The 22,458-nt window shown below is 65.5% G+C and carries 15 protein-coding genes and 1 tRNA gene; 12 read left to right on the top strand and 4 right to left on the bottom strand.

The genetic code is table 11. The annotated features are described in order from the left end of the window. Nucleotides 1-203: 203 nt before the first annotated feature. Complete coding sequence (locus H6A21_RS09060) at nucleotides 204-2,270, top strand: GH25 family lysozyme (protein ID WP_204562420.1); 2,067 nt, start codon at nucleotides 204-206, stop codon at nucleotides 2,268-2,270. Nucleotides 2,271-2,285: 15 nt separating this feature from the next. Further along, entirely contained in the window at nucleotides 2,286-3,284 is a 999-nt protein-coding gene (locus H6A21_RS09055) for a glycosyltransferase family 2 protein (protein WP_204562419.1), read from the top strand. 151 nt (nucleotides 3,285-3,435) lie between these two features. On the opposite strand, the gene H6A21_RS09050 is transcribed toward H6A21_RS09055, so the two are convergent. Beyond that, entirely contained in the window at nucleotides 3,436-4,623 is a 1,188-nt protein-coding gene (locus H6A21_RS09050) for an acyltransferase family protein (protein WP_204562418.1), read from the bottom strand. 169 nt (nucleotides 4,624-4,792) lie between these two features. Here H6A21_RS09050 and H6A21_RS09045 point away from each other — a divergent pair, with 169 nt between their 5' ends. The 3 genes from H6A21_RS09045 to H6A21_RS09035 all read left to right on the top strand — a co-directional run bounded on the left by H6A21_RS09045 (nucleotide 4,793) and on the right by H6A21_RS09035 (nucleotide 9,942). Further along, entirely contained in the window at nucleotides 4,793-6,448 is a 1,656-nt protein-coding gene (locus tag H6A21_RS09045) for a hypothetical protein (protein ID WP_204562417.1), read from the top strand. 272 nt (nucleotides 6,449-6,720) lie between these two features. Next, on the top strand, nucleotides 6,721-8,595 hold the full coding sequence (locus H6A21_RS09040; RefSeq protein WP_204562416.1) for a glycosyltransferase: 1,875 nt from the start codon (nucleotides 6,721-6,723) through the stop codon (nucleotides 8,593-8,595). Between the two features lie 84 nt (nucleotides 8,596-8,679). Then, entirely contained in the window at nucleotides 8,680-9,942 is a 1,263-nt protein-coding gene (locus tag H6A21_RS09035; protein WP_204562415.1) for a glycosyltransferase, read from the top strand. A 99-nt stretch (nucleotides 9,943-10,041) separates the two neighbouring features. On the opposite strand, the gene H6A21_RS09030 is transcribed toward H6A21_RS09035, so the two are convergent. Next, nucleotides 10,042-10,115: transfer RNA gene (locus tag H6A21_RS09030), tRNA-Arg, on the bottom strand. Between the two features lie 122 nt (nucleotides 10,116-10,237). Beyond that, complete coding sequence (locus H6A21_RS09025; RefSeq protein WP_204562414.1) at nucleotides 10,238-11,881, bottom strand: polysaccharide pyruvyl transferase family protein; 1,644 nt, start codon at nucleotides 11,879-11,881, stop codon at nucleotides 10,238-10,240. 50 nt (nucleotides 11,882-11,931) lie between these two features. Here H6A21_RS09025 and H6A21_RS09020 point away from each other — a divergent pair, with 50 nt between their 5' ends. From H6A21_RS09020 to H6A21_RS09000, 5 genes are all read left to right on the top strand, one after another. After that, a complete protein-coding gene (locus tag H6A21_RS09020; protein WP_204562413.1) occupies nucleotides 11,932-13,002 on the top strand; it encodes a glycosyltransferase in 1,071 nt (356 codons plus the stop codon). A 391-nt stretch (nucleotides 13,003-13,393) separates the two neighbouring features. After that, nucleotides 13,394-14,194: a PTS sugar transporter subunit IIA gene (locus H6A21_RS09015; RefSeq protein ID WP_239462777.1), complete on the top strand. Its 801-nt coding sequence runs from the start codon at nucleotides 13,394-13,396 to the stop codon at nucleotides 14,192-14,194. Nucleotides 14,195-14,393: 199 nt separating this feature from the next. Beyond that, a complete protein-coding gene (locus tag H6A21_RS09010; RefSeq protein WP_204562412.1) occupies nucleotides 14,394-14,657 on the top strand; it encodes an HPr family phosphocarrier protein in 264 nt (87 codons plus the stop codon). Between the two features lie 127 nt (nucleotides 14,658-14,784). Then, nucleotides 14,785-16,488, top strand: coding sequence for a phosphoenolpyruvate--protein phosphotransferase (gene ptsP / locus H6A21_RS09005; RefSeq protein WP_204562411.1), 1,704 nt, complete (start codon nucleotides 14,785-14,787; stop codon nucleotides 16,486-16,488). Between the two features lie 106 nt (nucleotides 16,489-16,594). Beyond that, nucleotides 16,595-17,527 carry a 1-phosphofructokinase family hexose kinase gene (locus tag H6A21_RS09000; RefSeq protein WP_204562410.1) on the top strand — a complete coding sequence of 311 codons (933 nt, stop codon included), beginning with the start codon at nucleotides 16,595-16,597 and terminating at the stop codon, nucleotides 17,525-17,527. Nucleotides 17,528-17,661: 134 nt separating this feature from the next. Here H6A21_RS09000 and H6A21_RS08995 read toward each other — a convergent pair whose 3' ends face one another. Further along, nucleotides 17,662-19,011, bottom strand: coding sequence for an aminopeptidase C (locus H6A21_RS08995; RefSeq protein ID WP_204562409.1), 1,350 nt, complete (start codon nucleotides 19,009-19,011; stop codon nucleotides 17,662-17,664). A 164-nt stretch (nucleotides 19,012-19,175) separates the two neighbouring features. Here H6A21_RS08995 and H6A21_RS08990 point away from each other — a divergent pair, with 164 nt between their 5' ends. Together H6A21_RS08990 and H6A21_RS08985 are read left to right on the top strand one after the other, a co-directional pair. Continuing rightward, on the top strand, nucleotides 19,176-20,591 hold the full coding sequence (locus H6A21_RS08990) for a CCA tRNA nucleotidyltransferase (RefSeq protein WP_204562408.1): 1,416 nt from the start codon (nucleotides 19,176-19,178) through the stop codon (nucleotides 20,589-20,591). Between the two features lie 146 nt (nucleotides 20,592-20,737). Continuing rightward, nucleotides 20,738-22,384, top strand: a complete 1,647-nt coding sequence (locus H6A21_RS08985) for an ABC transporter substrate-binding protein (protein WP_204562407.1) — start codon at nucleotides 20,738-20,740, stop codon at nucleotides 22,382-22,384. The last annotated feature ends 74 nt before the right edge of the window (nucleotides 22,385-22,458 follow it).

Genomic DNA, 22,458 nt, shown 5'->3' with positions numbered 1-22,458 from the left:
CCGCATGTCTCCATCGGGGACGGGGTTGTTCGGTGCCATCCGGCAGCCATGGCTGCCGGATGGCACCGAACAACCCCGTCCCCGATGGAGACATGCGTGAGGAGAAGTGCGTCGAATGTGCGGTATCGGACGGTAGGTATACGGGTGCATGACGACCTCATGGTAGGATGCAGCAGATTGAACTTGAGAGAAATGGGAGCGATATGACTCGAATCAACCGACGCGCGCTGGGCGCGCTCGCGGCTGTCTTTTGCGCGGCGACGATCTCGCTGCCTCAGATGGCTTTTGCTGAAGTTGCTGCCTCTGATGAGGCGGCGGCTGAGATGCAGCTCGCCTCGGCGGCTGCGGACGGGACGGAAACGACGGAGAGCTCGACCGAGACCCGTACTGAGAACTCCTGGCGCTATGAGGACGGCGTCTTGCGAGACGACCTTGAGGAGGACGACGGCATCTCGCTCATGGCGATGGGCACCCTGCCGGCGGGCGCGACCGCCCAGGGCATCGACGTGAGTGCCCACCAGGGCATGATCGACTGGAACAGGGTCAAGGCGGCCGGCGTCGACTTTGCCATCCTGCGCGTGGGCTTCCAGAACGTGGGCGGCTTCGAGTTTGACGCGCAGTGGCACCGCAATGTCGCCGAGTGCGAGCGCCTCGGCATCTCCTACGGCGTCTACATCTACTCGTATGCGCGCACGAACATGGAAGCCGACATCGAGGCGAACGGCGTCATCGCCGCGCTGCAGGGCCATCATCCCCAGCTTCCCGTGTATCTCGACATGGAGGACAGCACCACGCTCGGCTCCGACTTCGCCTCGGTGGCCTCGACCTTCTGCAACAAGATCCAGCTGGCGGGCTACACGCCCGGCGTCTACGCGAGCCTCTCGTGGTGGCGCTCCTACCTCTATTCGCCGGTCTTCAACAACTGGAGTCGCTGGGTCGCCCAGTACTACGGCTCCTGCACCTACGAGGGCGCCTACAGCGCCTGGCAGTACACGAGCTCTGGGCGGGTCGACGGCATCGTCGGCCGCGCGCCCAACTGGGACCCAAGCGTCGACATGAATTACTGGTACGGCCCGCTGCCCACGGCGGAACCCGGCTACACCGGTTGGGTCGACGGCGCGGGCAACCCCTGCGATCCCGCCCAGGCGGTGGGCTGGGAGGACAACGGCTACCGCGCGACGTCCAAGTTCTTCTACGACCCCACGACGAACGCCTGGTACTGGACCGAGGCCGACGGCACCGTCGCCAAGAACCACGACGCCTTCGTGCCGGTGAGCAACAACGTTGCCGGCTACTCCTGGGAGCACGCGTCGGCCGAGTGGCGCGCGGCGAACGGCAAGTGGGTGCGCCTGGGCGCCGACGGCAAGCTCGTGAAGGGCGAGAGCTACCACGACGGCAAGTGGTACCTGTTCGACGACGTGACGGGCGCCATGCAGTATGGCTTCAAGCTGCTGTCCGACGGCGGCGGGGCGAAGTGGGTCTTCTACGACTACATCACCGGCATCATGGCGCACGGGGAGTGCCATATCGATGGCAGCCGCGGCGACGTGCCCGGCTGGATCTACTGCGACGACGTGAGCGGCGCGGTGACCTACGGCTGGAAGGAGATCCCGGCAGGCAACAACGAGACCAAGTGGGTCTACTACAACACGACGACCGGGCGCATGGTCTACGGCGATCAGGTGATCGATGGCTACGAGCGCCACTTCGATTTGCTGACCGGTGCCGCCGATAAGGCGGGCTATCAGAACCCGGCCCGGTATTTCCAGGTTTCGAGCCTCGACGTCACCCTGCCCGAGGCGGCGAGCGGCACGCGCTTCGACTACGTCACCCCGTCCGCCATCGCGGTTGACGCCGATCGCGATGACTGCGTGGACGCCATCCTCGAGCGCGCCCGGGACTACGTGGGGACCCCGTATGAGGAGAACTGCTCGCTTGCGCCCAAGAAGGGGATCGACGGCGCGGGCCTCGTCATGCAGTGCCTCTACGCCGTCGGCATGGATCTGGGCGACTATAATCCCTATCTGCACGGAACCGATCCGGCGCATGCGAACGACGCCGACCTCATGGCGGCCGATGAGCGCTTCAAGCATGTCGACGAGGACGACATCGAGCCCGGCGACTTGGTATTCTATCCGGGCAACGTCGCCATCTACAGCGGTCACGACGAGGTCATCGGCGTCAGCGAGGCCTCGAAGCGCGTCCGCGTCCTCGACATCGAGGACGCCGGCGAGAAGATCGTCGCCGTCGCGCGTCCGCTCGTGGATTAAGGGGGGAATTGTTAGTTGGAAACGCAGGATACGGAGCGTCGGCTACCGACCCTTTGCATCGTGATCCCCTGCTATAACGAGCAGGAGGTCCTGCCCATCACGGCACCTCAGTTCAAGGCAGAGCTGGATCTGCTTCGCGAGCGCGGCATGATCGCGCCGGACAGCTCGATCCTGTTCGTGAACGACGGCAGCTCCGATACCACGTGGTCGATCATCGAGGGACTCGCCGCCTCCAATGCGGCGTATCGCGGCATCTGCCTGTCGCGCAACCGCGGCCATCAAAACGCGCTGCTCGCCGGTCTCATGGAGTGCCGAAGCTTCTGCGACATATGCATCAGCATCGACTGCGACGGCCAGGACGATATCGCCGCGATGGAGGAGATGGTCCGGGCCTATCTGGACGGGTGCGACATCGTCTACGGCGTGCGCTCATCCCGCGAGACCGACACGTTCTTCAAGCGCACCTCCGCGCAGGCGTTCTACAAGCTCATGAGCGGCATGGGCGTGGAGACGGTGTATAACCACGCCGACTACCGCCTGCTCTCGCGGCGCGTGCTCGACGAGCTGTCGCGCTTCGAGGAGGTCAACCTCTTCTTGCGCGGCATGGTGCCGCTTGTGGGCTTCAAGTCGACGAGCGTCTGCTACAAGCGCCACGAGCGTATCGCGGGGGAGAGCCACTATCCTCTGAGCAAGATGATCTCGCTCGCGCTGAACGGCATCACGAGCCTATCGGTCAAGCCGATTCGCCTTATCACGGGCCTGGGCTTCATCGTGTCGATCATCAGTTTCATCGGGGTCATCTGGGCCGTCGTGGTCTCGATTCTGGGACACTCGGTCGCCGGCTGGGCGAGCATGGTGTCCATCGTGTGCTTTATCGGCGGTATTCAGCTGCTCGGCATCGGCATCGTGGGCGAATATGTCGGCCGCATCTATCTCGAGACGAAGCGGCGACCGCGCTTCATCATCAGCGAGCGCACGTTCGAGGCGGACGGGGACGACGGCGAGAATCGCTAGCAGCCGCCGTGTCGATGTATCGCGCAGGGGCGCGCATGGAGCTTCGGGCTCCCTGCGCGCCCCTGTTTTGTTTTGTTAGCAACGGGTCCTGTGTGCCTCGAGGGGAGGGGCGTCGGGGGCCATATAGATTAAATACGGTGAATCACATGGGTTAGCTGCGGAAATGAGCTCCTGTGGGCCGTTTCGCGCCTATCGTGGCGACGGGTGCTCCAGGTGCGCTTTGCTCGTCGAGCGCGTGCAGGAATCGTCCGCACGCGCGACGCACGCTGGCGCCCCGCACGTGGGGGAAGAACACGGCGCGGGTGGGCGGCAGCAGATAGGCGATCCCGACGAGGGCGGCGTCGAGCATCAGGCGGAAACCAACGAGGACGAGCCATGTCACCGGCGTGTCGCCGAACGACTGACGCAAGATGTCGATCATGATGAGCCACGGGGCGACGTTGTCCTCGACGATATGGAGCGTGAACAGCGCCAGCGTGTTTCTGCCCACGAGCTCGAGGAGACGCGCCGCGGTGTGCAGGTGGTCGGCGATGAAGCGCGGCATGTACAGGATGCAGACGGCCGCCCCGATGCCGCCAAGGATGTCGATGGGGCCGGCCGGATAGGCGCACATGGCGAGTGAGGAGTTCCCGCCGAGCATGAGGGCGGGGATCCACAGTGCCGCGGATGCCGCGAGCACGGGGACGACGTGGCGGTCGAGCGTCTTGCGGAAACGGCGGATTAAAGAGCCGATGTACATGTAGGCGACGGCGCCCAGGCCACTTTGGATGGACATCGGCAGCCAGATGAACAGACCGCTCACATACGAGACGGCAAACATGAGGACAACGGCGACCGCCTTTTTCCTCGGCGAGAGGCGGGCGATGAGCCCGATGAAGAGCTTTGCCCAGAACAGGGCGGGGAGATACCAGATACCGCCGATGCGGGTCACGTGGGCAAGGGCGAACTCGTGGTCCGATCCTGCGCCCCAGAGCGCCGCCTGCGTCCAGCGCAGCGCCTGCTCTGCGGGATCGAAGCCCTGCAGCGCCGCGGAGATCGCCGCGCCCGCGATGATGAGCAGGCATGCTACGAGGTAGGGGAGCAGAAGGCCGCGCGCCGACTTCAAGACGCCGCGTGCGGTGAGCGGCCGGTCGAAGTCGGTGAGGTAGCCGGATACGATGAAGAGCACGTAGAGATGGTACGTGTCGAGCACGGGCACGATCTGGGGCGGAAAGCCCGATTTCGGAAACATCTCGGCGCTGAAGGTGAGACCGGTATGGTAGATGATGATCGATACGACGGCGATGGCTCGGGCGATGTCGAGTTCGGGAATGCGTCGTTTCGATTGTGCGTTTGCCATAGAGGTCCTTGTGCTTCGGTGCCGCTGCGGGCTGAGTGTTTGGGTTTCACGTGACCTTACTATATGCTAACTTACGCGGTCGGTAGAATGCCGACCCGTCATGCATCATCATTGATTCGCATATTCACAGGATGCTCGCGGCATTCTTGGGGGGAAGGGAGAGGCGACCATGCGCGATACGCATGAGGGTTCCCATACGGTCGGTCGGCGCGTCGCGGACGTCCTCGCTTCGTTCATGCTCGTGCTCGCGGCGGTGCTCGTGGGCCTCATGGCGCTCACCGCGCCGTTCGTGACCTCGTTTTATAACGATATCCGGATGGACGGTGTGGGTCCCGACACCAGCGAGCTCGTGTCGGTGGCCAATACGGGGCTCTTTACCGTTTTCGCCCTGCCAGCCCTGGTCGCCATACTTCTGCTCGCGGTCTATATCGGCCTGTCGCGGCGCCTGCGCAGCTTGCCCTGGCAGCCCGTCGCCGCCATTTCGGTTGCCGTCATCGTCGTCCTCGGCGCGCTGTGGGTGACCGCACTGCGCACGGACACGTTCATCTACGCGGACTCGCTGCGTCTCGACACCTATGCGCGCGCCCTCCTCACCGGGGATCGCGACGCGTTTTCCGCCAACCTGGGCGACGGTATCTCCTATCTGCAGATCTACCCGTTCCAAAGCGGGTCGGTCTGGTTGCTGGCGGGCCTGTACACCCTGTTCGGGGTGGGCAACCAGCTGCCGTTCCAACTGCTCAACGTCGCAGCGGTCGGCGTGGCGGCGGCCTCGCTCATCGCCATCACGCAGCTGCTGTTCTCCTCGCGTGCGGTGACGGACACCGTGTCGCTTCTGCTCGTCATGTTCCTCCCGCTTCCGCTCTCGGCGGTACTCGTCTACGGCAACGCCATCGGGTTCGGCCTGATCGCCCTGAACGTCGCCCTGAACGTGGCGGCCATGCGCGCCACCGCGCACCCGCGGCGGCGCTGGGCGCTGTTCGGCGTCTCCTGCGTCGTGCTCGCCTGCGCCCTGACCATCAAGTCGACGTTCGTGCTCGTGCTCATCGCGCTGGTGCTCACATGGTTCATCGTGCTTCTGCGTGAGCGCCGCCTGCTGCTCATGCTCGCGGTGCTCGCGGGCGTGCTTGCGGCGAACGCGGTCGCCGGGCTGCCCGTGGCGGCGCTCGAGGGCGCGGTGGGTGTTGATTTCGGCGACGGCATGCCCAAGACATCGTGGATCGCCATGGGTCTGGAGTGGAGCATCACGCTCAACCGACCGGGTTGGTGGTCGCCCGACTTCGCCTTGCACTTCGCGGGGGTTTCCGGCGATGCGGACTTGCAGAACGCCTTCGCGCTGCAGCATATCGGATGGTCGCTCGCGACCTTCTTGCGCGACCCCGCCTTCGCTCTCCAGTTCTTCTCGATGAAGCTCATGAGCGAATGGCTCGACCCCACCTTCCAGAGCCTGTACTACTCCGCATGCGGCGTGTCGGAGTCGACGCCCGCCCTCGTGCGCGAGCTGATCGTCTGCGGACGGGATCTGAACGGGGTCGTGCTGGTGTACCTCGATGGCCTCCAGAGCCTGCTGTATCTCGCGGGCGTCGTCGGCATCGCGTGCACCATCCGCCATCGCCGCGAGCTGCCTGCGGCCGCCCTGCTGCCCATCGTGTCGTTTCTCGGCGGCTTCGCGTGCTACCTGCTTTGGGAGGCGAAAAGCGTGTACGTCCTGCCGTTTGCGCTTCTGCTCATGCCCTTCGCGGCCTACGGGCTCTCCTCGGTGGCGGGCGCCGTGCGCGCGTGTGCCGATGATGCGGCGGGTTTTGATGTCCGCGAGGCCAGTCGGTAGCGAGCGCCGATCGAGGTATGCCGCACGCGCACCGCGGGCGCGTGCCGTGCCGATGCAGCGCTCCCTCGCCGCCGCTCCCTTGGCCGCAACAGCGGTTGACCGGCATTTTTTCGGTCGCGTCGGCGGGCGCAGCGCTTGGTCGCCCTGCTTGCCGTGACGTGTTCGGGCGGAGGCGCGCTCGGGCGCTCTGTCCTTCCTGTGTGACCCCGCATGCGCGGTCAGGCGTTCATGTATCATGGGTAGGTCACCTACGTAACCACGGGGGAATATCCATGTCATCTACCATCAAGTTCGCCAACGTCATCCTCGAGCGCAACGAGCGCTCCGTCGGCTTTCCCACCCTGTACTGCACGGCCGACCAGCCGTTCGTCTTCGATAAGGAGGAGGGCGCCTGGCGTCTGTTCGACCGCGGCCATTTCGACTTCACGACGTACTTCAACTCGCTGTCCGTCATGAAGCTTGCGCGCTATACCGATGCGACCCGCTTTTTCCTCCATCTCGAGGTGAAGGGCGCCGCCTGCACGTATCGCCAGACGGTCGCCGATGCGCTCTCCGCTCACCCGGAGGTGCTCGAGGAGACCGAGCACGTTTTTTCCGCCTCCGATGACTGGCAGACGCTCGACGTCGAGCTCACGCTGCTCGACGGGACGGTGGTCGCGGGCTTCGAGCTCACCTGCGACGGTCCGGTCTTCATCCAGAACAGCTACTACTCCGTCGAGATTCCCCATGAGCTGCGCGACGTCGAGCTCGCCCTGGCGACGACCACCTTCAAGAAAGAGAAGTTCATCGAGCACAACATCGGCCTCGTGCGCACGGAGATCCTCGAGAGCGACGAGGACATCGCGCGCCACTTCTCGATGCACGTCATCGACAACGGTCGCACGCTCGATGTGGATCGTCTCGCGGGCGGGCGCATCACCATCTCGCCGAACGACAACGTGGGCGGCGCCGGCGGCTTTACCCGCGGCATGATCGAGGCGATGGAGCAGACCCCGCGCGCCACGCACGTGCTGCTTATGGACGACGACGTAGCCGTCTCCCCGGAGAGCATCAAGCGCACCTATAATCTGCTGCGTATGCTGAACGAGGAGTTCTCCGAGGCGTTCATCAGTGGCGCCATGCTCAACTACGAGATCGGCGACGAGCAGTGGGAGGACACCGGTTTCATGACGAGGCAGGGCACGTTCGCCCCCGCCAAGCCGCCGCTGCGCTACAGCAAGTTCGAGGACGTCATCTACAACGAAGCCTTTTCCATTCCGAAGGAGATTGTCAAACTCGACCAGCGCTACGCCGCCTGGTGGTTCTGCTGCATCCCGATTTCGGTCATCGAGAAGAACGGTCTGCCGCTGCCCGTGTTCGTGCGCTGCGACGACGCCGAGTACGGCGTGCGCTGCAAGCCCCGCATCATCACGATGAACGGCCTGTGCATCTGGCACATGTCGTTCCACGTGCGCTACAACGCCGCCGTCGAGCGCTACCAGACGACGCGCAACACCATGATCGCGCAGGCTACGACCGGTTTCGCGCCCAAGTCCGACTTCATGTACGAGATGCGCAACAACGTGCGCCTCGAGCTCAAGAAGTTCGGGTACGCGAACGCCGAGCTCGTGCTCGACGCGTTCGAGGACTTCATGCGCGGCCCCGAGTTCATCGGTACGCCCGGTGTGGCCGAGGAGACCTTCATGCGCGCGAATCGCAACAAGGAGAAACTCGTGCCGTTCGATGAGCTCCAGCGCCAGGCGCACGAGCTCGGCCTGACCCAGTTCGATTTGGTCAAGATCGACCGCCAGCTTATCGACTCGGACAAGCCCCGCTCGCGTGTGGAGCGCCTGAGCGACTACGCGTTCGACAACCACCAGCGCCTCATGGTCAACGAGGGCCAGGGCTACGCGGTGATCCCCGTGCTCGGCTGGGCGTATCCGGCTGGCGTTATCCGCGGCAAGAAGTACCTCATCGTGATCGACTGGTACAACCGCTGCGGCGCGATCCGCGCGAAGGACCCCGTGCGCTACGCCGCCATCGAGAAGCGCCTGAAGGACGATCTCAAGCGCTACAAGCGCGAGATCGCAGGCCTCCGCAAGCGCTACGCCGCCCATCGCGACGAGTTCACGTCGGTTGCATTCTGGAAGCATTACCTGGGCATGTAGATGCCTGCCGGCCCGCGCGCCCCGCTGCCATGAGGCGGGGTGCGCGGGCCCGATTCGGGTTCCGTGCGTTCGAAAGGGGACATGATGTCTTCTCCTGCGGTTTCCGTCATCATCCCGGTCTACAACGCCGGAGCCTATCTGGAGCAGGCGCTCGTCAGCCTCGCCGCGCAGACGCTCCAGGATTTCGAGGTCATCTGCATCGACGACGGGTCCGATGATGATTCGTTCGATATCCTCAAGCGCTATCGCGACGAGGGGACGTTTCATGCTCTCACCATCCTGACGCAGCGCCACCTCGGTCCCGGGCGCGCCCGCAACCGGGGCCTCGAGGAGGCGAGCGGCACCTATGTGCTGTTCCTCGACGCCGATGACTTCATCGAACCCGATTTGCTTGAGCGCGCGGTCGGCCGCGCGGAGGACCTCGCGGCCGACATCGTGATCTGGGACGTGTGGTACTACAACAACCGTGCGGGCCGCGACCAGCACCCGGCCGTCGGCACGCTCGAGTTTCCCGCGTATGTCGATATCGACGAGCAGGACAAGAAGACGTTTCGCGCTTCCGACAACCCTGAGGCCATCTTCACGTCCTTTCAGAACTGGCCGTGGAACAAGCTGTTCCGTCGCGCGTTCATCGAAGAGCACGGCCTGCGCTTCCCGGGACTCTTCCGCACCGAGGACCTGCCGTTCACCTGCAGCGCGCTGGTGCTCGCCGAGCGCATGGCGGTCATCTACGACCGCCTGTCGCACTACCGCATGCGGACCGGGTCGTCCTCCATGGACACCAAGGACCGCCATGCGAAGGACTTCATCGAGGCGTTCGTGCAGCTGAAGGAGAGCCTGACGTCGCTTGGGCTCTACGAGACCTACCGCACGAGCTACGTGCGCTGGGCACTTGGCGGTGCCGTCTACAACCTGAATTCGCTCACGATGCCCCGCGCGTTCTCCGAGGCGTTCGAGGCGCTCCATCGCGGCGGCCTCGAGCGGATGGGCCTGCTCGACGTGCCGCTCGAGACGTTCACCAACGAGCTCGACCGCCAGTCGCTGCGTCTCATCGACACCGGCAACAGCATCGCGTACCTGTTCTTCTGGATGCGCAACCACAACGTGTTCGCGGACGACCACAAGGAGACGGTCGATATCCTCGAGGCCGAGCTCGATGCGGCACGCGAGGCGACCCGCCGGACCTCCGAGCAGCTCGCTCGCAAGATCAATGAGCTCGATGCAACGAGGGCGGATCTGGATGCGACGGAGGAGGAGCTCGACCGCCTCCAGCGCTCGGCCGAGTATCGCTACGGCACGAAGCTTTTGCGCATCCCGCGCGCGATCCAGCGCCGCCTGCGCGGGTAGGGGATAGGGCAGGCTCCCTTCCAGGACACTGACGCAGCTCTCCGCGTCGCGGCCATGAAAAAAGCGCCCCCGTGGGGGCGCTTTTCGCTATCAAGAGGGTGCGCCATGTCGGATTCGAACCAACGACCTTGGGATTAGAAGTCCCCTGCTCTATCCAACTGAGCTAATGGCGCATCGCTGCAAATCGATATTCTACATGGATTGGCGCGCCTGCGTGAGAAAAAAAGCGTACCTGCATGCGGGCAGGCGATCGGGGCGTGCGCCCTTGCCGGCGCGGTGCGCCCCGGCCGGCATCCTAGCGGCAGCGCTTCGCGTCGCGGGCGCGCTTGAGGGCACGCGGCAGCGCGGTCACGGCGCTGCCCACGCGCCAGGTGGTCGAGGTGCGGACGCGGTCGAGCTCCTGGCGCAGGCGATCGGCATCGGCGCGCGCCTCGTCGCGTTCGCGCTCGGCATCGTGCCAGCGCTCCTCCTCGATCGATACGGAGCGGGGGTAGAGCATGCGCTTCTCGAGTGCGGGCACCTTATGCTCGCGCACGATGCGCTCGAACTCGTCGAAGGCTTCGGTCGCGAGCGCACGGCAGCTCTGGGCGCGCTCTTCGGTTCGTGCGAGGTCATCTTCGCGCTCGGTGTCGAGGCCGGCGAAGACGCGCGCGAGGTCGGCCGCCGAGCAGTCCATGGGCAGCAGGTAGCGCGTGCGGTCCATGAGGTCGTAGTAGGCTGCGATCTTCTCGTTGTAGTCCAGACCGATGCTCTGCACGCCGTGGGCGTTCGCCACGATCGAGCAGTGCAGGCGCATCGCGACGACGGCGCGCGCCTGATCGATGAGGCCGACAGCGGTCTCGCCGTCGCGCGAGACGTCGACGGCGGCACGCGCGACCTCGGTGTCCATGCGATCGGCGATGGCGCGGTGAAGCCCGGTGTCCTCGGGGGAGAGGTCGATGAAGAGACACGAGAGCCCGTGGGCGCGGCAGATGGCGCTGAGGCCCTGGGCCATCGTGTCGGCGAATCCCTCGGGCACCGTGCGGTGGTCGCGCAGGGACACGGCAAGATAGCCGCCCGGCTCCATGTTGTGGCTCTCAAGCGTTCTGCGGACGGCGTCGGTCGGCTCGGTGCGCTCAAGGGTGAAGGCGAGATCGGCCTTGCGGTTTACGAGTTCGGCGGGCACGCCGGCGGCGAGCAGCAGGCGCTCGGTCTCCGCATCGCGCGGGAGGTAGCGCGCCCCGCAGCGCGCCTCGATGCGCACGAGCCGATGCCCATCGGGGTTAGCGAGCGGTCCGGCGCCGATGCCCAGGTACACGGCGGGAACGTCGTTCATCGTCGCCATGAGCGTGAAGGCCGCCTGGCCGCCGAGTTCGGAGCGAGGGTTCAAGAACGGGTCGACCGGCCCCGCGCTCCACCACTCGAACGCGTCGTCGAACATGATGCCCGCCATATAGACCAAGGCGCTCGCCCCGCGCAGCATGATGTCGGCGTCGAGCTTGCGCTCGCAGGTGGTCGAGACGATGCCGTGACGGTGCAGCGTCGCGTTCGGGTCGTGACCGATGAGCTGGATGTGCGCGCGGGGGAACCGGCGCTCGATCTCGCGGCAGATGAGCGAGAAGATGAGCTCGTCGCCGAAGTTGTTCGGACCGACGTAGCCGAACACGACGAAACGGCGTGCCGGCTCGTCAGACCCCCGGTCGGTCTGGGCGAGCTTGGCGAGGATGCCCTCGGCGCCCTCGTGCCCGTCGCCGAGGTAGTCGGGCGCGAAGCGCGCGATGAAGGGGGCGAGCGCGGCCGCATTCGGCGTGCCGTTCTCGTCTATAATGTCTGCGAAACGACGGGGGTCGATGACCTCGACCGCGTGCCCGGCGAGGCGCAGGGTCTCGAAGCAGGTCCACACGGGATCGTCATCTCGATATTCCATCGGTGCCACGAGGGCGATGCGGTAGTACTTCATGGTCATCCCTTCCGTTGCGTTCGCAACCCATAATACTGTGAGAGGTTCCCATGGTTCGTCTTTCCGTCGTCGTTCCCATGTTTAATGCAGAACGGTTCGTGTCCCATGCCTTCGAGGTGCTCGATCGGCAGGGGCTCGACCGCGCCGACTTCGAGGTCATCGTCGTGGACGACGGCTCAAGCGATGCGACGGCCGCGCTTGTCGAGGGCTGCGCCGAGGTGCGGGGCAATGTCGTCGTCCTGCACCAGGAAAACGCCGGCGCCGGCGTCGCGCGGAACCGCGGCATGGACGCCGCGCAGGGGCGCTACCTCTACTTCTTCGATGTCGACGACGACCTCGATGACGGGGCCCTGCGCATTCTGCTCGAGCATTGCGAGCGCGATGACCTCGACATCCTGTTCTTCGGCGGCCGTTTGCGCTACGAGCCCGCCGAGTGCGAGAGCGACTACTATCAGGACCCCCGTTACTTCGAGCGCCGCCAGGCGAGCGGGGTCGTCGACGGCGAGGACATGTTCATCAGGCAGTCGGCAGACGGCAACTTCTGCGCCCAGCCCTGCCTGCTCATGACGAAGCTCGAGACAATGCGCTCGCAGGGCATCCGCTTCGCCGAGGGCATCGTGAACGAGGACAACCTGTTCGTGCTGCAGGCGACGCTGCGCTCCCGCCGGGTCGATGTCGATCCCGCGCTGCGCTACACCTACGTCGTGCGCCCGAACACGGTTACGACGGACAACCGCACCGGGGGCAAGCGCTTCCTCGCGCACATGGTGCTCGCGCAGGAGTTCGAGCTCGAACGGCAGCGTGCCATCGCATGCGGCAAGGACCGGCTCGCCGAAGCCATCGGTGCCATCATCATCTGGTTCATGGGCATCATCGAGGAGAACTGCCCCGAGCCCGTCGAGGAGTTCAAGCCCTTTAGCGACCCGCGGTTCTCCGAGCTGGCGATGGCCGCGCGCTTCGTCCAGCAGGACGTGCGCGGCCTGCGGAGCATCCGAGAGGAGCGCGAGCGGGCCGAGCGCGCCGAGGCGCGCGTGGTGGAGCTCGAGGCGTCGACGACATGGCGCGTGGGCCGTGCGGTGACGGCGCTGCCGCGTGCGCTGAAGCGCGCCCTCTCGCGCTAGGCATGGTCGCTTGACGGTTCGTGCAAGACACGACAGATCTTGATATCGGCGAACTTGTCAACAGTCTCGCTCAGAGAGTGTCTTAGCGAGACTATTGACAAGCTCGCCGGTTTCGTTTCGGTCGTGCCGTCTGGGGAGGGGTGATGCGCGCCCGGAGACGCCCTGCAGCGCACGCTTGATCTCGACGCGCTGGGCGCGGTCGTGCGTCTGCTGCGCTGTGGGAGGTGCCGCGTATGTTGTCTCTGAGCAGCGGAATATGCATGTATGCGTCATATCTGAAAAGCGAATCTGAGCGAATGCCGCGCACCACGCGATAGCGCGCGCCGTATCCAGCGTGCTACGCTTACCGATTGAGACCACAGCAATGCAGGCGGATATTGAGGAGGATTGTATGACCGATCGGTGCGACATCGTCGCCGTGACCGGGCACCCGACGGGTGCCGTCCACGCCATCATGGCAAAAGAGGCGCTTGAGCGCGCGGCGGCCGAGCGGGGGCGCTCCATTCGGGTCGAGGTCCAGACCCCGAAGGGCACGGTGGACAAGCTGTCCCACGACGAGATCGAGGCGGCCCGCGCCGTCATCATCGCCGCCGACATCGATGTCGACACCACCCGGTTCGCGGACAAGCCCATCGTGGGCGCCGGCATCTCCAGCGCGCTGTCGACGCCGGCGGCGGGCGCTCTGATCGACCGCGCCTGGTCGCTCGCCGAGGGGCTGGAGCCCGCGGAGGATGTCGCGCGCGACTTCGTCTCCCCGGATTCGGTCTTTATCGCCGAGGGGTTCGGCAACCGCGACGACCTGCTCGACTTCATCTCCCGTTCCGCGGTCGCCCTCGGGTACGCCACGGATGCCGCCACGCTGAAGACGGCGTTTCTCAAGCGCGAGGCCGAGGGCACGACGGGCATGATGGACGGGTTTGCCGTCCCCCATGCGAAGTCGCCGACGGTGCGCCGCGCCGCGGTCCTCGTCGTGCGCGATGACGAGGGCGTCGACGGCTGGCAGACCATGGACGGACTGCCGGTGACGGTCGCCATCGCCCTGCTTATTCCCGAGGGCGGCGAGGAGTCGCTCCATTTGAGGCTGCTCTCGCGCGTTGCCGAGGCCCTCATGGACGAGGACTTTCGCGCCGAGGTCAAGGTCGCCGGCGATTCGGCGACGATCGCTGAGGCGATCAACGAGCGGCTGGGGTAGCAAAGGGCGCCGCCCCACACGGTTCGTCTCTCCGGTCGCGGGCCGCTAGCGCCCGTTCGCATAATCGTGGCGCCCATATTTTCGGCACTCGCCGTTTTGGCCGCCATTCTCATGTCGATGCGTTAAACTATCTTTTGTATTTTGACGCATACCTCATACCACTATCCGGGTATGCGCACGGCGAAAAAGGAGACAAAGTATGGTTTCTGAGAAGGCTACCCTCATCAACCCCCAGGGTCTGCACATGCGTCCGGCCGGTCTGTTCGCTTCCACCATGGGCAAGTACGCCTGCGACGTGACGATCGTCACCGCCGACAAGGAGGTCAACGGCAAGAGCCCCATGGCCCTCATGGCTGCCGGCATCCCCTGCGGCACCGAGGTTGAGGTCCGCTGCGACGGCGCCGACGAGAACGAGGCCCTGGCTGCCGCCCTCGAGCTCATCAAGAGCGGTCTGGGCGAGTAACGCAATCGCGATATAGCTACCGCACCTTCCTTTTGCTGGATACTCGGCGCGGGCATCGCCGGGTGCGATGCCCGCGCTTTTTTGCAGGGGGCCCGGCGCGAGCCGGGCGCAATTGAGAGGAACGTTAATGTACGAGGGAGTTAATGCATCCGAGGGCATCGGTATCGGCACCGTAGCCGTTGCCGTCGAGCCCGACCTGACCTTCACGCCGCACGCCGTCGATGACGTCGAGGCGGAGAAGGCCCGGTTCCAGGCTGCTCTCGATGCTTTTTGCGAGAAGACCGCCGCTCAGGCCGAGCACATGAAGACGAGCGTCGGCGAGGCCGAGGCCGAGATCATGAGCGGCCACATCATGCTGGCCCAAGACCCTGAGCTCACCAGCTCCATCAAGTCCTCCATCGAGGGAGGCACCTGCGCCGAGCAGGCTCTTGTCGAGACGAGCACCATGTTCGAGAACATGTTCCTCTCCATGGACGACGAGATGTTCCGCCTGCGCGCCGCCGACATCGCCGACATCCGCACCGGCATCCTCGCCGAGCTTCTCGGCCGTGAGGTCGTCGACCTTTCCGTCCTGCCCGCCGGCACGATCATCGTCGTGCACGACCTGACCCCGTCCATGACGGCCACGATCGACAAGAAGAACGTCGCCGGCATCGTGACCGAGACCGGTGGCCGCACCTCGCACTCCGCCATCATCGCGCGCGCTCTCGAGATCCCGGCCGTGCTCTCCGTCTCCAACGCCTGCGGCGCCCTCCACAACGGCATGACCGCCATCGTCGACGGCATCCATGGCATCGTCATCGGCGAGCCGGACGAGGAGACGCTCGCCGACTACACGAAGCGCGCCGAGCAGTTCGCCGCCGAGAAGAACGCCCTCGAGGCCTTCCGCGGCAAGCCGACCGTCACCGCCGACGGCGTCAAGAAGGTGCTCGCCTGCAACATCGGCAACCCCGATGACGCCAAGGGCGCCATCGAGCACGACGCCGAGGCCATCGGCCTGTTCCGCTCCGAGTTCCTGTTCATGGACGCCAAGTCGCTGCCCTCCGAGGAGGAGCAGTTCGACGCCTACCGCAAGGTCGCCGTCGCCATGAAGGGCGCCCCGGTCATCATCCGCACCCTCGACGTGGGCGGCGACAAGGAGATCCCGTATCTCAAGCTCGTGAAGGAAGAGAACCCCTTCATGGGTTACCGCGCCATCCGCTACTGCCTCGACAACCCTGACGAGTACAAGGTGCAGCTGCGCGCCCTGCTGCGCGCCAGCGCCTTCGGTGACATCAAGATCATGGTTCCGATGGTCACCTGCGTCGAGGAGATCCGCGCCGTCAAGGCGCTCGTCGAGGAGTGCAAGGCCGAGCTGCGCGAAGAGGGCCGCAAGTTCGACGAGAACATCCAGGTCGGCATCATGACCGAGACCGCCGCCTCCGCGAACATCCCGGAGCTTTTGGCGAACGAGGCCGACTTCTTCTCCATCGGCACGAACGACCTGACCGGCTACACCATGGCGGCCGACCGCGGCAACGACAAGGTGGCCTACCTCTACAGCTGGTACTACCCGGCGGTCCTGCGCGCCATCCGCAACATCATCGTTGCGGGCTCCCAGGCCGGCATCATGGTGGGCATGTGCGGCGAGGCCGCTGCCGACCCGCTGCTCACGCCGCTTCTGATCGCGTGGGGTATGGACGAGTTCTCGACCTCTGCTCCGAGCATTCTGCGCACCCGCAAGGCCATCTCGCAGTGGACGGTCGCCGAGGCTCAGGAGCTTGCCGACAAGGCGCTGCAGTGCTCCACGGCCGAAGAGGTCAAGGCACTGCTCGAGGCGAACGCGAAGTAAAACTTCTGTAAGCAACTGGCACGCCTGCATGCATGCCGTTTACTATTGACCGCGTGGGTCCGCCTTCTCGCGGGCCTGCGCGGTCAACTTGGAAAGGGGAGATTCCATGTTCTATACGCTCACTGCCAACCCGGCTGTCGACATGACCGTCACATGTCCTCCGTTGATTGCCAACGAGAACATCCGCTCGGTCACGTCCAGCTACACGCCGAACGGCAAGGGCCTCGACGTGTCCTTCGCCCTGAAGAAGTTCGGCGTCGATTCCGTCGCCCTCGGCTTCTTCGCTGGCTTCACCGGCAAGTTCATCGTCGAGGAGACCATGAACATGGGCTGCCTGTGCCGCCCGGTCTGGATCGACGGCATCACCCGCATCAATTCCTACTTCAACGACGGCGAGAACGAGTACGGCATCCTGAACTCCGGTGCCCCGCTGACGCCCGAGGGCGAGCGCGAGCTCTACAAGATCCTCGACACCACCGGTGACCTCGAGTGCCTGATCATCTCCGGCTCGCTGCCCCCGAAGTCCTCCCGCTACTTCCTGGATGAGGTTATCGACCACGCCCAGGACCGCGGCGCCGACATCATCCTCGACCTGTCGAGCGATCGCCTGAAGCGTCTCGCCGACAAGAAGCCGTTGCTCATCAAGCCGAACCATCATGAGATGAAGGCCATCTTCGGCGTGCCGGTGGACACCGACGACGAGGTCCGCGTCGCTATGAAGATGGCGCATGACATCGGCGTCCAGAACGTCCTGCTCACCCGCGGCAGCCGCGGAGACGCTTATTTCTCGAACGGCGAGGACATCTGGTACGCACGCCGCGAGTTCAACATCAACCTCGTGAGCTCCGTGTGCGCCGGCGACTGCACGCTCGCCGCGTTCATCCTCAAGTGGTATCACAACCGCGACAACGTCGAGGACGCGCTGCGTCTGGCGCTCGCTACCGGCGCGAACGTCGCCGAGAGCGTCGGTCTGGGCGACTTCGGCCGCGTCGAGGAGTACAGCCACCGCATCGCGGTCCGCAAGCTCGAGCGCGAGTAGCGCCTGCCGCTCAACTGTTGAAGCCTGAATGACTAGGGCGCCTGTCGGATTGGTTCCGGCAGGCGCCTTTGTCCTCGTCGGGGACGGGGCAGTTCGGCCGCCTGGGTACATGACAGGCGGCCGGGCCGTTGTCGCTAGTCTGCAAGCGCCCCCATGGGGTCCCAGGGGGCGAGCTCGATCGGCTCGCTCTCGAAGGCTGCGAGCTCGTCTGCCGTGAGGTACTTCTTGTCGACGACGACCTGGTACACGTACTCGTCAAACCAGGCGTCAGAGGCCACGTCGTAGCCTTTCTTGCCGTGGTCGTCGCCCCAGCTGTTCTCGATGCGCCAGCGCGTGGGCGCGCCCGCCTCGTCAAGGTTCACGCCCTGCAGCGTCATGGCGTGCGTCATGAGCGACTCGCCGTAGTCCAGGCGCGCCGCCTTGTCGAGTCCGCATTCTATGGGAAGGTCGAAGAGCTGGTCGACCTCGAAGGCGGCGGGGTCGAGCACGCCGTCCTCGGACAGGAACGACTGGCCCACATCGGACCCGAACCAAACCGGCAGGCCGTCTTTGAGCTGGGCGACCGCCATGCGCTTCAGGGCGTCCATGGGGAGGTTCACGTAGCGTACGCCCCCGTCCTCCACGACGTTGCCGAGGAACTTCACCGTATAGGAACGCCCGTAGGGCTTGTCGGAGGTGGGGGCGTTGATGACGGAGAGGTAGTCGTCGAGGTCCATGTCGACGAACTCGGCGAAGAACTGCTGCGGCGTGTAGGAGCCGCTCGCCTTGAGCTCGCCCTTCTCGTTGCGGATGCGGACGTCGAAGCTTGTCGGCGGCTCGCCCAAGCAGATCGCGAGCACGCGCCAGACGCCGCCGAGCAGCTCGGTGCGCAGGGCGGAAAGCTCGTTTTCATCGGCGAGCGCAGCATGGGCGTCGCGCAGGCGCTTGGCGCCTGCGCGCAGATAGCGCGTGAGGTACTGGTTCAGCGCCGAGGTGTTGGAGGAATGGAAGGTCTCGGGCATCGCCTCCTTGGGGACGACGCCGTACTTCTTCACAAGCGAGCGGAACATGTCCCACTGGCCGCCGTCGCACAAGGGATCGGTGAGCAGGTAGGCGACCTCGCGGTCGGTGAGCGGCAGGTCGGCGGTGGCGAGGATGTTCTCGAAGAACCAGTTCGCGCGCTCGAGCTTGTCCCAGAACAGCGGATAGGCCTGCGAGAGCTCGAACGTCTTCACGCCGAGCTTCTTCATGACGCGGTAGCGCATGGTGTTCAGGCTCGCGAACATCCAGCAGCGCCCCGAGCGCTTCTGGTCGGTGATGTCGCCCTGTTCGAGCTGGATGTCGAATGTGGTGGTGGCAAGTGCCGCCGCCTCGGGGTTGCGGGCGGCCGCGGCGATGCCTGCGGCGCTGACGGCATTGCGCGCGATGAGGTTGCCGCGGTCGGCGGAAAACGCGGCGCGTGCGGCGGCGATGTCGCCAGCGGTGATTGCGTGGTTGCGGTCCATCGGTCTCCTTTCGGGATGTCGGTATCGGGTTTCCGTGTCATGATAGGCCAATGTGCCGTGGAGCATGTCCTCATTGGGGACGGGGCAGTTCGGTGCCGCCCCCAATGAGGACATGCGAAGGCGGTATACTGGAGCACATGACGATAAGGGGTGGGTCCGTGGATATGGCAACGAAACGTCCCCAGCTGAACGGGGTTGAGCTGTCCGATCATGCCGAGCGCGTGTTACGCGTGCTCGAGGCCGCGGGTCTTGAGGCCTGGGTCGTCGGCGGATGGGTGCGCGATGCGCTCATGGGCGTCGCCGGCCACGATGTCGACATCTGCTGCGCGGGGAGCTGGCGCGAGAACGAGGAGGCGCTCGAGGCCGCGGACATCGGCGTCGTCGAGTCGGGCATCCGCTTCGGCGGAATCACGGCCGTGGTCGACGGCGAGCGCATCGAGGTCACGACCTACCGCATGGACGGCTTCTACACCGACGGGCGCCATCCCGAGAGCGTGACGCGGGCGAGCAGCGTCGAGGAGGACCTCGCGCGTCGCGATTTCACCGTGAACGCCATGGCGTGGCACCCCGAGCGCGGACTGCTCGATTGCTACGACGGCCAGGGTGACCTTGCGCGCAGGGTCATCCGCGCGGTGGGGGAGCCCCGCCGCCGCTTCGAGGAGGACGCGCTGCGCATGCTGCGCGCGGTTCGCTTCGCCTGCCGCCTCGATTTCGTGATTGAGCCGAAGACCGCCTCCGCGCTCGCCACCTGCGCGCCGCTGCTCGACGCCGTCGCGCGCGAGCGCGTGGGCATCGAGCTTGACGGCATCCTCGTCACCGCGCGCGGCGGCGACGCGCTGCTGCGCTATCCGGAGCTCATGTGCGCGGCCATTCCCGAGCTCGCTGCGTGCCGCAACTTCGACCAGAGAAGTCCCTATCACGCCTTTGACGTCTACGAGCACATCGCGCGCGTTCTCACGGTCGCCGGCGAGCTCACGCGCTTCCGCATCGACGGGGGAGACCCCGATCAGCCGCCCTCGCCCTCCCTCATGTGGGCGGCGCTGCTGCACGATGTCGGCAAGCCGGGCACCTTCACCGTCGACGAGCGCGGTCGCGGCCACTTCTACGGACACCCCGAGCTGAGCGAGAAGATGGCGCGCGCCATCATGCGGCGCCTGTCCATCTCCGGCGACGTCATCCGTGACGCCTGCCTGCTCATCCGCTACCACGACCGCCCGATGATGGCCGAGCGCCAGGACCTGCTCCGCGTGATGCAGATATTCTCGGGTGAGGGCATCAACACCGCGCGCCTCATGGGCGAGCTGTTCGACCTCAAGCGGGCGGATGCCCTCGGCAAGGCGCCGTCGTGCTTCTCCTATGTGGAGGAGATCGAGCGCATGCGCGAGATGGTGCGCGAGCTGATCGCCAACCACGAGGCCTACAGCCTGGAGACGCTCGATCTGCGCGGGCGCGACCTCATCGCGGCGGGGGCGAAGCCGGGACCGCGCCTGGGCGAGCTGCTGCGCCAGGCGCTTGCCGCGACCATGCGCGGCGCTGTCCCCAACCGCCGTGAGGACCTCATCGCATATCTCGACCTGTAGCAATACCGTGCCCTGTGTGGTCCGGGTCGCGTGCTGCGCGGCTGTGCAGCGGGCGGGCGCCCTTGCGCTGACAGTGTGTCAGCGCTAAGATATCCCTGCATCGTAACACGAATGAGTAGATTCGTAACACTTCAGGGGGATGGCCCATGCCGCAGACGCCGATGACTGTGACACGCCGCGGGCTCGTGGGCGCCGCCGCGTGGACGCTGGGCGCGCTTGTCGGTTGCGGTGGGAAAGCCGCGGCGGACTCCTCTGAGGTGCCTGGAGAATCTTCTGCGGTCGATGCGACCCGTCAGGTCGTCATCGCCATGAACACCGGAAGCGAACCCGCCGCCGGGTTCGACCCGCTTGTCGCATGGGGGTGCGGCGAGCACGTGCACGAGCCGCTCATCCAGTCGACGCTCGTCACCACCGATGAGAACCTGAATGTCATCTGCGACCTCGCGACGGAATACCTGTGTTCCGACAACGGTCTGACGTGGACGTTCACGATCCGCGACGACGTGCGCTTCACCGACGGCGAGCCGCTGACGGCTGCCGACGTCGCCTTTACCATCAACAGCGTGGCTTCGGGCGATGCCTCCGAGGCGGATCTCTCCATGGTGCGCGAGGCGCGCGCGACCTCCGACACGACGGTCGAGCTGCGCCTCACGAAACCCTACAACGCCCTGCTCTACACGCTTGCCGTCTTGGGCATCGTGCCCGAGCACGCCTATGGCGACGGCTACGGGGCGAATCCCATCGGCTCGGGGCGCTACCTGCTCGAGCAGTGGGATGTGGGCCAGCAGGTCATCTTCCGGGCGAACCCGGACTACTACGGCGAGGCGCCCACGATGGAACGCGTCATCGTCGTCTTCATGGACGAGGACGCGGCGCTCGCGGCGGTGTCCTCCGGCCAGGTCGATATCGCCTACACCTATGCGACGCACGCTCAGCAGGCCTTCGACGGCTACGAGCTGACGTCGAAGGCGACGGTCGACTCGCGCGGCGTGTCGCTGCCGTGCGTGGCGGCGGGCGGCACGAAGGCGGACAGGGCCAACGAGTACCCCATGGGCAACGACGTCACGTGCGACGTGGCGGTGCGCCGGGCGATCAATCTTGCCATCGACCGCGAGCGCGCGATCGAGCACGTGCTGAACGGATACGGTGCGGTGGCCTTCAGCGTGGGCGACGGCATGCCGTGGTCGAGCGCGGATATGCGCGTGGAGCGCGATGTGGATGCCGCCCGCGCGCTGCTCGATGAGGCGGGCTGGACGCTCGGCGAGGACGGGGTCCGGGCGCGTGATGGAGTGCGCGCGGCGTTCGACATCTGGTACTCGTCGGACGATTCGGTGCGCCAGGCGCTCGCGAACGACTTCGCCGACCAGATGGCCGAGCTCGGTCTCGAGGTGACGCCGCATGGCGGCAGCTGGGACGAGATCTATCCGCATCAGTTCGAGCAGCCCATCATGTGGGGCTGGGGGTCGAACTCGCCGGTTGAGGTCTACGAGCTCAACTATTCGACCGGGTGGGGCAACTACGCCTGCTATGAGAGCGAGACGGTCGACGCCTATCTGGACGCCGCGCTCGCGCAGCCCGATATCGAGGCGTCCTATGCGTATTGGCAGCGCGCCCAATGGGACGGCTCCGAGGGTATCGCGCCGCAGGGCGCGGCGACGTGGTGCTGGATCGCCAACGTCGACCACCTGTACTTCAAGCGCACGGGGTTGGATATCGGGGTCCAGAAGCCCCATCCGCACGGTCACGGCTGGTCGCTCGTGAACAACGTCGACCGCTGGACCTGGACTGGCTAGGGATGTCTCCATCGGGGACGGGGTAGTCCGGTGCCACCGGGGCGCGGCCGCGCCCCGGTGGCACCGGACTACCC

The sequence above is a fragment of the Collinsella tanakaei genome (assembly GCF_016902615.1).
Classification (GTDB): domain Bacteria; phylum Actinomycetota; class Coriobacteriia; order Coriobacteriales; family Coriobacteriaceae; genus Collinsella; species Collinsella tanakaei_A.
The sequence above is the reverse complement of the archived record's forward strand: the minus strand, read 5'-3'. Positions and strand labels throughout refer to the sequence as shown.

What these genes read in the sequence shown, in the direction of transcription:
- H6A21_RS09045 (WP_204562417.1), top strand. Translation starts at nt 4,793, where the DNA reads ATGCGCGATACGCATGAGGGTTCCCATACGGTCGGTCGGCGCGTCGCG.
- H6A21_RS09025 (WP_204562414.1), bottom strand. Translation starts at nt 11,881, where the DNA reads ATGAAGTACTACCGCATCGCCCTCGTGGCACCGATGGAATATCGAGAT.
- H6A21_RS09015 (WP_239462777.1), top strand. Translation starts at nt 13,394, where the DNA reads ATGACCGATCGGTGCGACATCGTCGCCGTGACCGGGCACCCGACGGGT.
- H6A21_RS09060 (WP_204562420.1), top strand. Translation starts at nt 204, where the DNA reads ATGACTCGAATCAACCGACGCGCGCTGGGCGCGCTCGCGGCTGTCTTT.
- H6A21_RS09000 (WP_204562410.1), top strand. Translation starts at nt 16,595, where the DNA reads ATGTTCTATACGCTCACTGCCAACCCGGCTGTCGACATGACCGTCACA.
- H6A21_RS09020 (WP_204562413.1), top strand. Translation starts at nt 11,932, where the DNA reads ATGGTTCGTCTTTCCGTCGTCGTTCCCATGTTTAATGCAGAACGGTTC.
- H6A21_RS08995 (WP_204562409.1), bottom strand. Translation starts at nt 19,011, where the DNA reads ATGGACCGCAACCACGCAATCACCGCTGGCGACATCGCCGCCGCACGC.
- H6A21_RS08990 (WP_204562408.1), top strand. Translation starts at nt 19,176, where the DNA reads ATGGCAACGAAACGTCCCCAGCTGAACGGGGTTGAGCTGTCCGATCAT.
- ptsP (WP_204562411.1), top strand. Translation starts at nt 14,785, where the DNA reads ATGTACGAGGGAGTTAATGCATCCGAGGGCATCGGTATCGGCACCGTA.
- H6A21_RS09035 (WP_204562415.1), top strand. Translation starts at nt 8,680, where the DNA reads ATGTCTTCTCCTGCGGTTTCCGTCATCATCCCGGTCTACAACGCCGGA.
- H6A21_RS09050 (WP_204562418.1), bottom strand. Translation starts at nt 4,623, where the DNA reads ATGGCAAACGCACAATCGAAACGACGCATTCCCGAACTCGACATCGCC.
- H6A21_RS09040 (WP_204562416.1), top strand. Translation starts at nt 6,721, where the DNA reads ATGTCATCTACCATCAAGTTCGCCAACGTCATCCTCGAGCGCAACGAG.
- H6A21_RS08985 (WP_204562407.1), top strand. Translation starts at nt 20,738, where the DNA reads ATGCCGCAGACGCCGATGACTGTGACACGCCGCGGGCTCGTGGGCGCC.
- H6A21_RS09010 (WP_204562412.1), top strand. Translation starts at nt 14,394, where the DNA reads ATGGTTTCTGAGAAGGCTACCCTCATCAACCCCCAGGGTCTGCACATG.